Origin of the sequence: Bradyrhizobium sp. (genome assembly GCF_035652035.1) — a bacterium.
GTDB lineage: Bacteria > Pseudomonadota > Alphaproteobacteria > Rhizobiales > Xanthobacteraceae > Bradyrhizobium.
This window is the reverse complement of record NZ_DASREO010000025.1, coordinates 1-13,987: the sequence shown is the minus strand read 5'-3', so window position 1 is coordinate 13,987 and position 13,987 is coordinate 1. Positions and strand designations below refer to the sequence as shown.

At 63.1% G+C, this 13,987-nt stretch carries 15 protein-coding genes and 1 tRNA gene; 5 read left to right on the top strand and 11 right to left on the bottom strand.

Annotated features, from left to right (window positions below; translation table 11 throughout):
• Positions 1 to 144: 144 nt before the first annotated feature.
• From VFB05_RS09660 to rpmH, 8 genes are all read right to left on the bottom strand, one after another.
• Positions 145 to 837 (bottom strand): pyrimidine 5'-nucleotidase, encoded by a 693-nt coding sequence (locus tag VFB05_RS09660; RefSeq protein ID WP_325011549.1) that lies wholly within the window; start codon positions 835 to 837, stop codon positions 145 to 147.
• Positions 837 to 1,847 (bottom strand): DUF1036 domain-containing protein, encoded by a 1,011-nt coding sequence (locus tag VFB05_RS09655; RefSeq protein ID WP_325011547.1) that lies wholly within the window; start codon positions 1,845 to 1,847, stop codon positions 837 to 839. Before VFB05_RS09655 ends, VFB05_RS09660 begins: the two co-directional genes overlap by 1 nt.
• A gap of 32 nt (positions 1,848 to 1,879) precedes the next feature.
• Positions 1,880 to 2,776, bottom strand: coding sequence for an acetylglutamate kinase (argB, locus tag VFB05_RS09650; RefSeq protein ID WP_325011545.1), 897 nt, complete (start codon positions 2,774 to 2,776; stop codon positions 1,880 to 1,882).
• Between the two features lie 214 nt (positions 2,777 to 2,990).
• Complete coding sequence (locus VFB05_RS09645; RefSeq protein ID WP_325011542.1) at positions 2,991 to 3,365, bottom strand: DUF423 domain-containing protein; 375 nt, start codon at positions 3,363 to 3,365, stop codon at positions 2,991 to 2,993.
• A gap of 166 nt (positions 3,366 to 3,531) precedes the next feature.
• The gene (gene yihA, locus VFB05_RS09640; protein ID WP_325011540.1) at positions 3,532 to 4,179 is read right to left on the bottom strand and encodes a ribosome biogenesis GTP-binding protein YihA/YsxC; all 648 of its coding nucleotides are present in this window, start codon (positions 4,177 to 4,179) and stop codon (positions 3,532 to 3,534) included.
• A 115-nt stretch (positions 4,180 to 4,294) separates the two neighbouring features.
• A complete protein-coding gene (yidC, locus tag VFB05_RS09635) occupies positions 4,295 to 6,166 on the bottom strand; it encodes a membrane protein insertase YidC (protein WP_325011538.1) in 1,872 nt (623 codons plus the stop codon).
• Positions 6,167 to 6,179: 13 nt separating this feature from the next.
• A complete protein-coding gene (rnpA, locus tag VFB05_RS09630) occupies positions 6,180 to 6,539 on the bottom strand; it encodes a ribonuclease P protein component (RefSeq protein ID WP_325011536.1) in 360 nt (119 codons plus the stop codon).
• A 38-nt stretch (positions 6,540 to 6,577) separates the two neighbouring features.
• Positions 6,578 to 6,712 carry a 50S ribosomal protein L34 gene (rpmH, locus tag VFB05_RS09625; RefSeq protein ID WP_008542748.1) on the bottom strand — a complete coding sequence of 45 codons (135 nt, stop codon included), beginning with the start codon at positions 6,710 to 6,712 and terminating at the stop codon, positions 6,578 to 6,580.
• Between the two features lie 461 nt (positions 6,713 to 7,173).
• On the opposite strand from rpmH, the gene VFB05_RS09620 reads away from it, so the two are divergent.
• Both VFB05_RS09620 and VFB05_RS09615 read left to right on the top strand, forming a co-directional pair.
• A complete protein-coding gene (locus VFB05_RS09620; RefSeq protein WP_325011452.1) occupies positions 7,174 to 8,640 on the top strand; it encodes a HAMP domain-containing sensor histidine kinase in 1,467 nt (488 codons plus the stop codon).
• Between the two features lie 142 nt (positions 8,641 to 8,782).
• Positions 8,783 to 8,859 (top strand) — tRNA-Arg (locus VFB05_RS09615).
• Positions 8,860 to 8,899: 40 nt separating this feature from the next.
• Here VFB05_RS09615 and VFB05_RS09610 read toward each other — a convergent pair.
• Complete coding sequence (locus VFB05_RS09610) at positions 8,900 to 9,280, bottom strand: Ivy family c-type lysozyme inhibitor (RefSeq protein WP_325011594.1); 381 nt, start codon at positions 9,278 to 9,280, stop codon at positions 8,900 to 8,902.
• Between the two features lie 177 nt (positions 9,281 to 9,457).
• Complete coding sequence (locus VFB05_RS09605; RefSeq protein WP_325011450.1) at positions 9,458 to 10,444, bottom strand: alpha/beta hydrolase; 987 nt, start codon at positions 10,442 to 10,444, stop codon at positions 9,458 to 9,460.
• A gap of 490 nt (positions 10,445 to 10,934) precedes the next feature.
• On the opposite strand from VFB05_RS09605, the gene VFB05_RS09600 reads away from it, so the two are divergent.
• The gene (locus VFB05_RS09600) at positions 10,935 to 11,651 is read left to right on the top strand and encodes a helix-turn-helix domain-containing protein (protein WP_325011592.1); all 717 of its coding nucleotides are present in this window, start codon (positions 10,935 to 10,937) and stop codon (positions 11,649 to 11,651) included.
• Between the two features lie 45 nt (positions 11,652 to 11,696).
• The gene (locus VFB05_RS09595; RefSeq protein ID WP_325011448.1) at positions 11,697 to 12,137 is read left to right on the top strand and encodes a DoxX family protein; all 441 of its coding nucleotides are present in this window, start codon (positions 11,697 to 11,699) and stop codon (positions 12,135 to 12,137) included.
• A 51-nt stretch (positions 12,138 to 12,188) separates the two neighbouring features.
• On the opposite strand, the gene VFB05_RS09590 is transcribed toward VFB05_RS09595, so the two are convergent.
• Positions 12,189 to 13,058, bottom strand: a complete 870-nt coding sequence (locus VFB05_RS09590; protein ID WP_325011446.1) for a LysR substrate-binding domain-containing protein — start codon at positions 13,056 to 13,058, stop codon at positions 12,189 to 12,191.
• Positions 13,059 to 13,231: 173 nt separating this feature from the next.
• Here VFB05_RS09590 and VFB05_RS09585 point away from each other — a divergent pair.
• Positions 13,232 to 13,987 (top strand): alpha/beta hydrolase (locus VFB05_RS09585; protein WP_325011444.1); only part of this gene is annotated, 756 nt, incomplete at its 3' end.

Sequence of the window (13,987 nt, the reverse complement as noted above, 5' to 3'; positions counted from 1 at the left end):
TGCCGGAGAGGGTGGCGAGCATCGACAGATGCGAGCCGGGTGAGGGGGCGTTTCCTTGTTCGAGATCGCGACCCCCCACCCGGTTTCTCGCTGTCGCTCGAAACCACCCTCTCCCGCAAGGGGAGAGGGGAAGAAAGTGTGGCGTCAGCCCTTCACCAGCCCTTGCAAAAACACGGTCAGATTGTCGGTGACGTGATCCACATAAGGATCGTCGCGGCCATCCAGCTCCCAGTCCTCGCGCACGACTTCCTGTGTGCCGTCGGGCACGACAAGCACGGTGGTCATGCCGAGTTCGTGCGGGACCAACAGATTACGCGCGAGATCCTCGAACATCGCAGCTTTAGTGGGATCGACCGCGTGTCGGTTGAGGAATTTCTGGTAAGTCTGCGGCGCCGGCTTCGGTTCGAGTTCGGCCGCGATGATATCGAACACCGCCTCGAAATGGGTAGCCAAGCCAAGCCGCGCCAGAACGGCCCCGGCGTGATCGGTCGAGCCGTTGGTCAGGATCAGCTTCCGGCCCGGCAATTTGGCGATCGCAACGCCCATCTCCGGATTTGGCTCAAGCGGCGAGTGATCGATCTGATGCACATAAGCGAGGTAGTCGTCGGCATGCACGCCGTGCTCGGTCATCATGCCGCGCATGCTGGTGCCGTAGCGGCGGTAATAGTCCTTCTGGATGATGCGGGCTTGCTCGGGGGAAATTTTCAGGTACGCGCCGATGAATTCGCCGATCCGCTGGTCCACCTGCTGCCACAGGTTGACGTGGTGCGGGTAGAGCGTGTTGTCGAGATCGAACACCCAGGTGTCGATATGGGTAAAGGCGCGTTTTGTGGTCATCACGGCATCGCAAAGCGCAGCGTCTTGCCGCCGCTTGAGAGATCAACGATGGCAAATCCCGTCGTCGACAGACCGCGGTTGCCGCATTCGCCCTGCTCGCTGACCTCGAATTTGCTCTCCCGCGTGCAAAGCGGCATCTCGCCGCCCCAGTTCAGCGGCTTGTCCTTGAAGCGGACGGTGCGGTTTTCGGCATCGACGGCTTCGGCAAAGCTGAAGATACGCTTGGGTTGGCCGGTCACATCGGGATGCAGGCATTTGCCGGGCTCGATGCGATACCAGCCGCGGCTCGTCACCGTCTTGCCGTCGTCGGTGCCGACCGCGGCCATCACTTTGTGCGGTGTGTCGTTGCACCAGGTAAGGCCCGTCGAGGAGGGTGCTTGCACGGCTTCAACCATAGTGGTGAAAAAATTCGGTGACTGCGCGAAATCCGCCGACAGTCCGCGGCTCTTCAGAAACGCCGCGAGTGCCGCTTGCGTCTTCGGACCGTCGACGCCGTCGATGGGAGAGGCATCGAAGCCCGCGATCACGAGCAGCCGCTGAATGCCGGCAAGCCGCGCCTGATCGTCGTCGTACTCGCTGTCCTCGGCAAGATAGGCGATGAGGTTGCCGTCATCTGCCTTGGTCGGGTTGATCTGGGTAAAAGGCGCCGGCGTCTGTCCGGGCCGGCACTGACGAGCGGCGGCGATGACGAAATTGTCGGGAGCCACGCAAAGCGTGTCGCTGCCGTTTTGCGGCAGCGGCGAGGTCCCGTAAACGCCAAGCGCCCGGGCATTGAGCAGAATACGGTCCGCCGTCATCGTTCCCTGCAGGACCACGCGGCACGCGGCCGGATCGATGCGAAACCAGCCACGGGTCGCTGTTGCGGATTTGTCGTCGATGCCGATCGCCGCCTCGACCACGTAACTCATGCGGTTGCAGATTTTCAGGTCGGCTGACGCGGGTGCCGACAACGAGATCAGCAGTGCTATGGCAGCAGAGAAGACGTGGATGGCCGGAATAAATCCGGCCATGACGGCCTTCTTCTGCGTCGCCGCCTTCATCATCACTTGTGGATCAGCGTTCCCGTGCCCTGGTTGGTGAAGAGTTCGAGCAGCACCGCGTGCGGCTGCTTGCCGTCGATGATGACGACGCCCTGCACTCCCTGTTCGAGCGCATAGATGCAGGTCTCGACTTTCGGAATCATGCCGCCCGAGATCGTGCCGTCCGCGATCAGCTTGTGCGCATCCTTTATGGAAAGATCCGGGATCAGCTTCTTCGATTTGTCGAGCACGCCGGGCACGTCGGTGAGCAGCAACAGCCGTTTGGCTTTCAGGGCGCCGGCAACGGCACCGGCAAAGGTGTCGGCGTTGACGTTGAAAGTCTGGCCCGACTTGGAGGTCGCAAGCGGCGCCAGCACTGGGATCAGCTCATAGCCGATGATCTGGTTGAGCAGCGTGAGATCGACCTTCTCCGGCTCGCCGACGAAACCGAGATCGACGACCTTTTCGATATGCGAATCCGGATCGACCATGGTCCGCGTCGCCTTCGACGCCGTCACCATGTTGCCGTCCTTGCCGCAGAGGCCGACGGCCTTGCCGCCGGCTTCGTTGATATAGCCGACCAGCTGCTTGTTGATCGAACCTGCCAGCACCATCTCGACGATCTCGATGGTCGCGGCGTCGGTGATGCGCAGGCCCGCGGCGAATTCCGATTGAATGCCGAGGCGCTTCAGCATGGTCGCGATCTGCGGCCCGCCGCCATGCACGACCACCGGATTGATCGCGGTCTGCTCCAGGAGAACGATGTCGCGCGCGAATGCCTTGGCGACGTCTTCGGCGCCCATGGCATGGCCGCCATATTTGATGACGATGGTTTCATCGTCATATTCCTGCATGTGCGGCAGCGCTTCCGACAGGATGCGGGCCTGATCGAGCGGAGTGATATTGGACGCGTCGGTCATGAAGCGGGTCTCGCGGCTTTCGGATATGGTTGCGGGTTCTAACCGATTGCCGGGCGCGGCGCAAAGCGAGGTTTGTGCGGGGTTTTCTCGTGCCCCGGACGCAGTGCAGCGCGTTAGCGATGCGCTGCTGATCCGGGGCCTATTTAATAGTCTCGGTCCCGGCTCTGCGGGGCAGCGTTTCACGCTGCTCCCACGTCCGGGACACGAAAGCCTCTCAACGCCGCGGCCACGCCGCCGCAATCGCCAGGACCAGCCAGCTCACGATCAGCAGCGTGCCGCCGGTCGGCGCGGCCATCGGGAAAAGCGCGTGCCCGGCAAAGTGCCGCAAGCTGAGATCGCCGGCGAACAACGCCGATGCGATGACAAAGCCGAAAGCGGCAACGAGCCCGCCTTTGACCGCAACGATGCCACGCTCCGTCAAGGCTACCGCCGCGAGCACGGCGATCGCGTGAACCAGCAGCATTGACGAGGCAGGCGCGAGTCGTGTTGCGTCGGCCTGATGGGTCGCAAGCGCCGCCAGGATCACGCCGTCGGCGCCCATGATACCAGCGAGAATGACAAGAATGCGAAACAGGGGAAGCTCTCTCATGCTAGTGCCACTTTCCGAAGTTCGTGCACCGCCTCAGCGCCCACCTTTCGCGAACTTCGGAAAGTCATGGGCACTACCTAACTCATCAGTTCTAGTGCCGCTTTCTATTTGAAGTTCCTGAACCCAGTTTTGCCGCTTGCGCTGCAGGAACTTCAAATAGGCGGCACTATCGCTCCTCCAATAGGCGCACCATCGCCGCGCGCAGTTCGGCCATCCCCGCACCCGTTTCCGAAGAGGTCGCAAGCACGTCCGGGAAAGCGGCCGGATGTTTTGCAAGCGTGGCCCTGATGTCGCCGATGCGGCTTGCGAGTTCGGCGGGTTTGACCTGATCGGCTTTGGTCAGGATCACCTGATAGCTGACCGCCGACCGATCGAGCGTCTTGAGCACGTCGAGATCGACGTCTTTCAGGCCGTGCCGGGCATCGATCAGCACATAGACCCGGGCGAGATTGCTGCGGCCTTGAAGGTATTTGCGGATCAACTCGGTCCACGAGGCGATCTTGGTCTTGGGGGCTGACGCGAAGCCATAGCCGGGCATGTCGACCAGCCGCAGGCCGGCGTGGCCGGGGCCGTCGAAGAAGATCAGTTCCTGGGTGCGGCCCGGCGTGCTCGAGGTTCGCGCCAGCGCGTTGCGGCCGGTGAGCGCATTGATGAGGCTCGACTTGCCGACATTGGAGCGGCCGGCAAAGGCGATCTCCACACCGGCCATCGGCGGCAGCGTCTCGATCGACGGCGAGGCCCAGATGAATTTGAAATCGTCGGCGAAGAGCTTGCGGCCCTGCTCGATCAGGTCAGCATCGGGCTCGGCGGTCATGCGAAGGGTCTCACTTCCGTCATCGCGAGGAGCGAGGCGACGAAGCGATCCAGGCGTTGTTCAAGGGCTGGATCGCTTCGCTCGCGATGACGCGCTTGAGGCGCCGCCGCCCGCCTCAGGTTTTCGATTCGGCCTTTTTGGAGACGAAGGTCGACTTCAGATTATCGAAAAGCTCCACCTTCACGCCGTTGCGGCGCATGATCAGGCTTTGCTGCAAGACCGAGAGCGTGTTGTTCCAGGCCCAGTAGATCACCAGCCCCGCCGGGAAGCCTGCCAGCATGAACGTGAAGATCAGCGGCATCCAGCCGAAGATCATCTGCTGGGTCGGGTCGGGCGGGGTCGGGTTCAGCTTGAACTGGAACCACATCGTGATGCCCATGATGATCGGCCAGATCCCGAGCGCGAGATATGGTCCGAACAACGGAATCTGCGTTGGATCCCAAGGCACGAGGCCGAACAGCGTGAAAAGATTGGTCGGGTCGGGCGCCGACAGATCCTTGATCCAGCCATAGAACGGTGCGTGCCGCATTTCGATGGTGACGAACAGCACCTTGTAGAGCGAGAAGAACACCGGGATCTGCAAGGCGACGGGAAGACAACCGGCGATCGGGTTGATCTTCTCCTTCTTGTAGATCTCCATCATCTCCTGCTGCTGCTTCACCTTGTCGTCCGGATAGCGCTCCTTCAGCGCGGCCAGTTGCGGCTGCACCGACTTCATCTTGGCCATCGAGGCGTACGACTTGTTGGCGAGCGGGAAGAAGGCGAGCTTGACCAGCACCGTCACCAGGAGGATCGAGATGCCGAAATTGCCGAACAGGTGGAAGAAGAAATCCAGCGCCAGGAACATCGGCTTGGTGATGAAGTAGAAGTGGCCCCAGTCGATCAACAGATCGAAATGGTTGAGGCCGAGCTGCTTGTTGTAGCCGTCGAAGCCTGCCAGCGGAAAATTCATCCCGACCACGCTGGCTTCCTTGGCGCCGGCGAACAGCCGCGTGCTGGTTGTTCCCGTGCCGCCGATCGCGATGGTCTGCGGGCCCAGCATGTAGTCGGCCTGATAGCGCTTCAGCGCGCCGCCAGTCGAGAAACGCGCAGTCTCGAGCGTTGCGGTGGTCTCAGGCAGAAGCGCCGCCGCCCAGTACTTGTCGGTAATTCCGAGCCAGCCGTTGGTGATGTTCTTGAAGGCCACGCCCCGCGTGTTTTGATCGAGGACCATCTTGGGATCGTCGACGTTCTTGTAGGTATATTCCTGAAGCCCGTTGAGGTAGCCGATGAAGCCCTCGTGGAGGATGGAGTAGCCCGAGACCGGCGGTGTGCCGCCGCGTGAGATCAACGCGAACGGATAGAGCGTGACCGGCGCATTGCCGACATTGCTCACGTCATCCTTGATCGTGAAGAGATAGCGGTCGTCGATCGCAATGGTGCGGCGGAAGGTCAGCCCCTCGCCATTGTCGTATTTCAGCGTGATCGGATGGGTCGGCGTCAGGCTGCCAGTGTCCTCTTGCTGCCAGACCGTTTCCGAATTGGGGACCTTTGTGCCCGGACCGCCGGCCAGCCAGAGGAATTCCGCATAATACGGACTTGCCGTCGTTGACGGTTCGAACAGTACGATCGCCGGCGAATTCGGATCGACGGTTTCGCGGAATTGCGTCAGCGACAGGTCGTCTATACGCGCGCCCTTCAGGGAAATGCTCCCCGAAAGGCGAGGGCTCTCGATCTTGACGCGGGGCGTGGCGGCAATCGCGGTTTCGCGGTTGACCGGCGCGGCCGGGCTCGACTGCGCCGGCGCGGGTGCATTGGCTGACGGCGCCGGCGCATTCGCCTGCGGCGCGGCCGAGTTGCCGGCTTCCGGCTTGATCGTCTGGCTTTGCTGCGCCTGCTGTGCGGCGCGCTGCTTTTCCATCTGCGGAATGTTGAAGAAATATTGCCAGCCGAGCAGCACGAGCCCGGAAAGAATGACGGCGAGGATGGTGTTGCGATTGTCGGTCATCGGTCGGGTCTCGTCATTCTTTGTGAAGTGCCGCACGCGGTTTTGAGATCGGCCGATCGAGGCGGTGCAGGGCCTGACGGAGATCCCCGAGCATGTCAGCGAAATCGGATGTCAGTGCGGCTCGTCGGCCGATTAGCACATAATCACTGTGTGGGTGCAGCGATACTGCGGGCAGCCGTTTCACCAATTCGCGGAGCCTGCGCCGGATCCGGTTACGCTCAGTCGCGGTTCCGTTCTTCTTGGTGACGGTAAAGCCGACGCGGACCGGGCCGTCGTCATCGCGGCGGCGGCGCTGCACGACAAAGGCGGTCGTTCCCGCCCGCGCGCCATTGGCAACGGCGAGGAAGTCCGCCCGCTGCCGTAGCCGATCCATGATGAAGATCTCTTTGAGGTGAGCCCGGCTCAGGTGACTCAGGCGCTCAGGCGCTTGCGGCCACGTGCACGGCGCGCGGCGAGGACCTTGCGGCCGCCGGCCGTGGCGAGGCGGGCGCGGAAGCCATGGCGGCGCTTGCGCACGAGTTTGGAGGGTTGATAAGTCCGCTTCACGGGTCGTTCTCCGCTGACAACTTGCCTGCAAAGCCTGCAATTTGCCTGATTAATGAGGTATGTCCGCCGATGTGGGCAGGCCTTCAAGCGGGGCCCGTTCCGGCCCAAAAAGGCCGACCGGCCTTGGGCCGGATCATCGCGCACAATTGGCGCGGCTTATAAGGGAGGACCCCCCTGTCGTCAATGTGGCGGAAGGGGTGGGCAGGCCTTCTTTGAAACGGCGCATTTGGCGCGAATAATTCAATGGCTGCGGTGTATTACGTCCTTGGAAGGCGTTTGTCTCGGGCAGGGCCCGCGGCCGGGCTTGATTGCGGGGCTGGACTTGACGGTTTTCGGCGGAGAGCCGACATCCTGTCCGACGCGACGGTCACTGTTCTCGGGGAACGCCTGTCTTTAAACCTTTATTTGACGGCCTCAAAGGCGAGGTCCAAATAGGAAAAACCGAGATTTCGAAGGAAGTTATGGCGTCTGCGACCGACGACCAGCCAAATAATGCCCCGCCAAAAGCGAGGCTGCCGCGCAGGCTCGGCCTGTCGGGCAAGCTGCTGCTGTTGACCATTCCGCTGGTGATGATTGCGGAAGTGCTGATCTTTGTGCCTTCGATGGCGAACTTCTGGATGAACCGGCTCAACGCCCGCCTGGCGTCGGCCAACACTGCGGCGCTGGTTCTGGATGCGGCACCCTCCGGGATGGTGCCGGAAACGCTGGCGCGGCAGATTCTCGACAGCATCGGCGCGCGCGCGGTTGCGATCAAGCTCGGGCAGCAACGGCGGTTGCTCGCCAGCATCGGGTTGCCGCAGGCGATCGATCACGACATCGATATGCGCACGCTCACGGCCTGGACCTCGATCGTCACGTCCTTTCAGATGATGTTCGAGACCGGCAATCAGGCGATCCGCATCATCGGACCGCCGCCCGGCGGCGGACAGTTCATCGAGGTGGTGGTCGACGAGGCGCCGCTGCGGGCGGCGATGTATCGCTTTTCCCGCAATCTGCTGCTGGTTTCGCTGGCGATTGCGATTTTGACCGCGGCGCTGGTCTATCTCGCGCTGCATTTCCTGTTCGTGCGGCCGATGCGGCGCCTGACCGAAAGTCTCGTCAGCTTCCACGAAAATCCGGAAAGCTCGGCGCGGATCATCGTGCCCTCCAATCGCAGCGACGAGATCGGCGTGGCAGAGCGCGAACTGTCCGACATGCAGCGCGACCTCGTCTCGATGCTGCATCAAAAGAGCCGGCTCGCCGCGCTCGGCCTTGCGGTGTCGAAGATCAACCACGATCTGCGCAACCTGCTCGCCTCGTCGCAATTGCTGTCGGACCAGCTGGCGAGCGTGCCCGATCCGCGCGTGCAGCGCTTCGCGCCCAAGCTGATGCGTTCGCTGGAGCGCGCGATCGCGTTCTGCCAGTCGACGCTGTCCTATGGCCGCGCTCAGGAAGCAGCCCCCGATCGCCGCATGATCCCGATCGAGCCGGTCGTGACCGAGGTGCGCGAATCCGCGGGCCTTGCCATCGACACCTCGATCACCTGGATCAGTGCGATCGAGCGCGGGCTGATGGTCGATGCCGATCCGGACCAGATGTTCCGCGTGCTGCTCAACCTGGTGCGCAATGCCGAGCAGGCGCTGGAAGGCCGGCCCACGACGCAGATCCGCATTACCGGCCGCCGCGAGGGCGCGGTCGCCGTCATCGAGGTGTCCGATACCGGTCCCGGCATTCCGCCTGCGACCCGCGAGAACCTGTTCAAGGCGTTCCAGACCTCGGGCCGGCCCGGCGGCAGCGGGCTGGGGCTGGCGATTGCCGCCGAACTCGTCGGCGCCCATGGCGGGCAAATTCATCTGGTCGAAGGAACCATCGGCGCGACCTTCCGGATCACGATTCCGGACCGGCCGGTCGAGCTTTTGAGCGTGCGCAACGAGCGGGCGCGGGCCTAGAGGCGAGTTCGCGCCACTTTCGGCCCGTTCCAGACCTTGCCAATTTCGCTTGGAGCGGGTAGCAAGTGCGCTCTTTCGCTGGCCCCGCAAACAGGCTTTGCGGCGACCGGACCTTCAGGGTCCGAATGATTTAGCGAAAAACGCGCCCGTAGCTCAGCTGGATAGAGCATCAGACTACGAATCTGAGGGTCGGACGTTCGAATCGTTCCGGGCGCGCCACTTTTCTCCGCCAAGATCGCCACCATCGGCATGCAACAGGTCAGCGTTGCAGATTTTCTTTGAACGCCGCTTGTTGCGCCTCGCTCGGTGCGCCGAGATAAGAGATGGGCTTGTTTTCTTCCAGGAGCGCGCCCCATGCCTGGATGCCGTTCGGCGCAAACATGATGACAAGTTGGTTGTCGTTACAATCATGCGGCTTGCAGGCAAAAAATAGCTCGTAGGTGCTGCCATTGATAACGGCCGGCGCGCCCGGTGAGGCGACATAATCGCCCTTCGTCTTGCGCGTTTCCCGGATCCAGTCTGGCAGGTTGCCGGCATGATCGAGCAGGTTCGTCAACGCCCGCGCATAGGAAGGCTTTTTGATCGCGTCGAACAGATAATACTTGGAGGCCGCTGCCGCAGGCGAGCACGCCAGGCACATCACGAGGACCCAACGAAGCCGTAGCATGCTCCAACCCCCCTCCTGCTGACGTCTGCGGTCTCATTCTATAGGTCCCGCTTGCGCAGCCAAGCTCCGATGCCGCCGTCACAAGACGGACGCCGCTATAATCACAAGCTCATGTCCGGCCAAGAAGGCGAGCCACCGACAGCGCCACAGTCACGCGGGCATGGCTTCGATTGAGCGGCGGATCACCCGTTGTACGTCCGTATTCGACAGAAACAGATCGTGGTTGATGAGACCCCAGCCCGCATCGGACGCATCGATTACGCGCACGCCAAGCCGCTCGATGGCGGCCTTTTCGGCGGCGCCGACCCTTGTCATCCCGCCGGCCAGCCGCGCTGACAGCGCCAGCGCGCGATCATCGGTTGCGGTGATGACGGTGATCTTGCCGGCGAGCGGCCCGATGCGGCTGATCGCCGATGAGAACACGTCCATGTCGATATCGGGCGCGGCGAATATCACGGCGCCGATCTTCTCCGCGCCGCTGTCGCCAAGATGCGCATAGAGCTGACGCAGGGTTTCGAGCGTCAGCATCGTCCCCATGCTGTGCGCGACGATGTGGACGTGACCGAGCCCGGGTGAGGCGACAGTCGAAGACAGCACACGTTCGAAGCCGTCACGGGACCACATCGCGCTGTCGCGGTCATAGGCGTAGTCGAACAGTCCACCCTTGGAGGGCCAGGAGAACGCCATCGTCCGGCCGCGGAATTTGATGGCATCGGACAGGCGCGCGGCGTCGAGCACGGATGTCTCGAACGTCTGCTTGAAACCGTGCACGTAGGTCAGGACATCCGGTCCGCTGCCGGTCACCGTCAGAAGATCGGTGACGTCGACCGACATCGGCTCGACTTTGTCAAGACGCCAATCGCCCAGTCCGACGGCGGCAAAGGAGAAGCGGCCGTCGTCCGGCGCCACCAGCTTCGCCCTTGCGACCATGATCGCAGAACCGCGCTCGGGTCCGAACCAGGGCTTGGCGCGCCCGCCATTCACCGGCTTGCGTGTGGTTGCGACGAGCAGTGTCGGGTCTGCCGAGAGCGACGAAGGGTCGAACCGTGCGCCCGTTGCGCCCACGTCGGCGCATCCACCGAGCGCGAGCGCGCCGGCGAGGGACGAAAGTCCGCCGAGCAGCGAGCGGCGGGACACAAGAACGTCGTGTTGTCGCAAATCCGGGATGATCACACGGAACCTTCGGGAACATTGCCGCATGAGATCGGCCCCGCGCAGTTCGCTGAATGATAATGGCGGCGAGAAATGGGCGGGCAACGTTGCGGACCGCGCAAAAAATCTCGAGCCGTCTCGGCTTTTGCCGATTAGGGCCCTCGGCGCATCGCTGAATCAGATCGTTACGGCGAAACGATGGTGCCCATCTTCGCCGGCCGGCCCGGCTTTCCTGCGACCCGCGTACATGTGTCCCATCGTGGAACCGCTGCGGGGCAGGGGCGTGGTGTCTTCCCGACGCCGTCAATCCCCGTCAGTTGATGAGGCGCGCCGCGACGATGCCGAAAAAGCGAGGCCAACTGCGACGGTGTCCTCCATCGCGAGACAAGGCGCTATTTCCAATTCCTGGAAATCGATGCGACATTGAGCAACGGTTCCCTCACAACCAAGAGCCCTGGCGGGCGCGTTGGCACAGATGTTTCTGACATTCGAGGATCGCCCGTCGAACTCGCCCTACGTCGAGCGGCTCTGGCGCAGTTACAGCACGAGTGCCGGACCGTTCCATTCCATGGCCGAGGGAAACCTGGAACTGGTGGTGACGCGCCTCGACGGCTTTGTGCAGGTGACGTTGCGGGGGCCCGTCACGCAGGCAGCAACCGTTGACTGTCCGGCCAACGGTCAATGGGTTGCCATCCGTTTCAGGGTAGGGGTCTACTTCCCAGGTTTGCCGACTGCCCGGCTGCTGGACCATCAAAGTCTGCATCTTCCCACAACGAGAGATGGACGGTTTTGGCTGGAGGGTCACGCGTGGGAGATCCCGAGCGACGAGAACGCCGAGGCTTTCGTCGAAAGGCTCGCCAGGCGCGGGCTCGTTGCGATCGAACCCGCCGTCCAGGCCGCCATCGAAGGTGATCCTCAACTGCTGGGCCGAAGGTCCGTTCAACGTCGCTTTCTTCGCGCGACCGGGCTGACGCACGCGCAATTCCGGAAAATCGAACGCGCCCGCCACGCCGTGGAGTTGCTTCGAGACGGCAAAGGCATCCTCGATGCGGTCCACGATGCTGGCTACTTCGACCAGGCGCATCTCACTCGCTCGCTGAAACAGCTGATCGGCCAGACGCCAATGAAGATTCTTCGCAGGGAAGCCCAGCTGTCGTTTTCGTACAAAACTTACCTTGCCACACCCGGTTAAGGTGGGACCGCGAACACCGCCGAAGGCGACAGCAGGAGAGATGCAATGCCTATCCAGCCTCAAACGCCGTCAAGCGGTATTGGGCTCTATCGGGTCGGTTGGGGGATAAGCGGTCTCGCTATCGCTTTTCTGCTGATGGACGCCAGCATGAAGCTGCTCGCGTTGCCGGTCGTTCTTCAAGCCCAAGCAGAGCTCGGCTTCGGGGGCGAACACGTCGCCCGCGAATTGGGGGCGATCCTGCTCGCATGCACGCTCTTATATGCGGCGCCGCAGACCGCGGTGCTGGGCGCCATCATGCTCACGGGTTACCTGGGCGGCGCGGTCGCTGTGAAAATGCGGGTCGGTGACCCGCTATTCACGCACGTTCTGTTTGGCGTTTACGTCGGCGTTTTGGTTTGGGGTGGAATCTACTTGCGTGACGCCAGGCTGCGCGAAATGCTTCCGCTGCGCTCGGATGCGCGTGAGCGGAAGCAACCTGCTGGATGATTTCGCGGCGAACGCGCGTCGGGCAAAGCCGCCGCGCTGGGCGTCCGGCCGCTAAGCAAGCGTGCAGCGCTGCGCGATGATCGTGCCGATGGCGCGCGCAAAGGGCATCTCGCGATGATCGGCGATGCCGAGCGCGAGTTCCACGGGATTAAGCGTCGGCAGCTGCTCCATGAGCCCATCGGCGCGCTTCAGCGACCTGCGCTCGGCGAGTCTGACCGGCAAGGCGGCATAGCCGAGGCCGGACTCGACGGCGCCAACCAGCGCGGAGAGGCTGCGCGCCTCGCAGGCGACGGTCCAGTCGCGCCGCGCCAGGCGCAAACTTCGCAAGGCCTCGTCGCGATAGGCGCATCCTTCCGCGAACGCCACCAGCGGGACCGGCTCGCCGCGCCGCACGCGTGACGTTGCCGCGTCACCGAACCACGCCATCGGCTCGAATGCGATCGCAGCGCCAGCTTCATTCGAGGCCGCACGCTTGAAAAGCGCGACGTCGAGCCTGCCATGGTCAATGTCCTCGGCGAGCCGCGCTGACAGGTCGGTGCGCAGCGAGAGCCGGGCTTGCGGATAGCGCGCGCGAATCTCGTCGAGCGTGGAGGAAAAATCGCGCTCCAGGAAATCCGCGGGCATGCCGAGCCTGATCCGCTCGCCCGAGGCCGGCTGGCGCACCGCTGCGACGGCGCGTTCGTTGAGCTCGACGATCTTTCGCGCGTGCGCGACCAGCGCTGCGCCTCGCGCGGTCGGGCCGATCAACCGCCCGCGCGCCCGCTTCAGCAGCGGATGCCCGACCAGGCCCTCGAGACGCGCGATCTGGAGACTGATGGCGGATTGCGAGCGGCCGAGCCGCTCGGCGGCGCGCGAGAAGCTCTTCATATCGACGATCGCGATCAGGGATCGCAGCGTGTCGATATCGAGGGTGGTCGGCATGGTGAAACTCCGGACGGAAGGTCTTGAGGCAGGGGAATGCGCCAGGGAGAGCGGTCTAAATGAGATTTATCAATGAGGAGATTGAAGAAATCAATTTTCCCGACCGCAGGGCTGCCAGCTATTTGTCTCGTCCTTCGTTCTCGACATCACCGAAACTGCTCTAAGAGGCTCACATGAAGCGTCGTCATCTCCTGAAGGGGCTGGGGCTTGGCGCCACCGCCGCGATCCTCAGCGCGCCCGCGTCTGCCCAGCCGGCGGCACCGGCCGCGACCTCACTTTGGCCGGCGCCGCAATTGGCGACAGCCGAGAGGCTCGGCCACTGCCGCATCGGCAACGGCCCAGCGGTCTGCGTGGTGATGCACGAGTGGCTTGGCGATCACGTCAACTGGGAGCCGACGCTGCCTTATTTCGACCTCGCCCGCCACACGCTGGTTTTCATGGACCTTCGCGGCTACGGCTGGTCGCGCGCAGCGAGCGGCACCTACACGGCGCAGGAAGCCGCCGACGATGTGCTGCGCACTGCCGATCACCTCGCGATCTCCCGTTTCCACCTCGTCGGGCACTCGATGTCCGGTCTGGTTGGGCAGAAGATCGCGCTGCAAGCCGCCGCGCGGATCCAGAGCGTGACCCTGTTCTCGCCGGTGCCTCCAACGGCCTTTCACGCCGATGAGGCGGCGCTCAAGGCACTCAATGCCGTGATTGACGAGGACGAGGCGGCCGCGCGTGCGATCACCGCACGCACCAGTAATCGCTATGGCGCAGGCTGGCTACAGCGCAAGCTCAAGATTGCGCGCGAAGCGGCCACGGCCGAGGCGGCGCGCGGCTATCTCGCGATGTTCACGACCCCCATCACCGACGACCCGCACCGTCTCGCCGCGCCGATGCATGTCGTGAACGGGGCGCAGGACATCGCCTTCTATCGCGGCGAA

Coding starts and splice junctions, on each gene's coding strand:
- rnpA (WP_325011536.1), bottom strand. CDS start 6,539: ATGGATCGGCTACGGCAGCGGGCGGACTTCCTCGCCGTTGCCAATGGC.
- VFB05_RS09660 (WP_325011549.1), bottom strand. CDS start 837: ATGACCACAAAACGCGCCTTTACCCATATCGACACCTGGGTGTTCGAT.
- VFB05_RS09620 (WP_325011452.1), top strand. CDS start 7,174: ATGGCGTCTGCGACCGACGACCAGCCAAATAATGCCCCGCCAAAAGCG.
- VFB05_RS09655 (WP_325011547.1), bottom strand. CDS start 1,847: ATGGCCGGATTTATTCCGGCCATCCACGTCTTCTCTGCTGCCATAGCA.
- VFB05_RS09595 (WP_325011448.1), top strand. CDS start 11,697: ATGCCTATCCAGCCTCAAACGCCGTCAAGCGGTATTGGGCTCTATCGG.
- yihA (WP_325011540.1), bottom strand. CDS start 4,179: ATGACCGCCGAGCCCGATGCTGACCTGATCGAGCAGGGCCGCAAGCTC.
- yidC (WP_325011538.1), bottom strand. CDS start 6,166: ATGACCGACAATCGCAACACCATCCTCGCCGTCATTCTTTCCGGGCTC.
- VFB05_RS09590 (WP_325011446.1), bottom strand. CDS start 13,058: ATGCCGACCACCCTCGATATCGACACGCTGCGATCCCTGATCGCGATC.
- VFB05_RS09645 (WP_325011542.1), bottom strand. CDS start 3,365: ATGAGAGAGCTTCCCCTGTTTCGCATTCTTGTCATTCTCGCTGGTATC.
- VFB05_RS09600 (WP_325011592.1), top strand. CDS start 10,935: ATGTTTCTGACATTCGAGGATCGCCCGTCGAACTCGCCCTACGTCGAG.
- argB (WP_325011545.1), bottom strand. CDS start 2,776: ATGACCGACGCGTCCAATATCACTCCGCTCGATCAGGCCCGCATCCTG.
- VFB05_RS09610 (WP_325011594.1), bottom strand. CDS start 9,280: ATGTGCCTGGCGTGCTCGCCTGCGGCAGCGGCCTCCAAGTATTATCTG.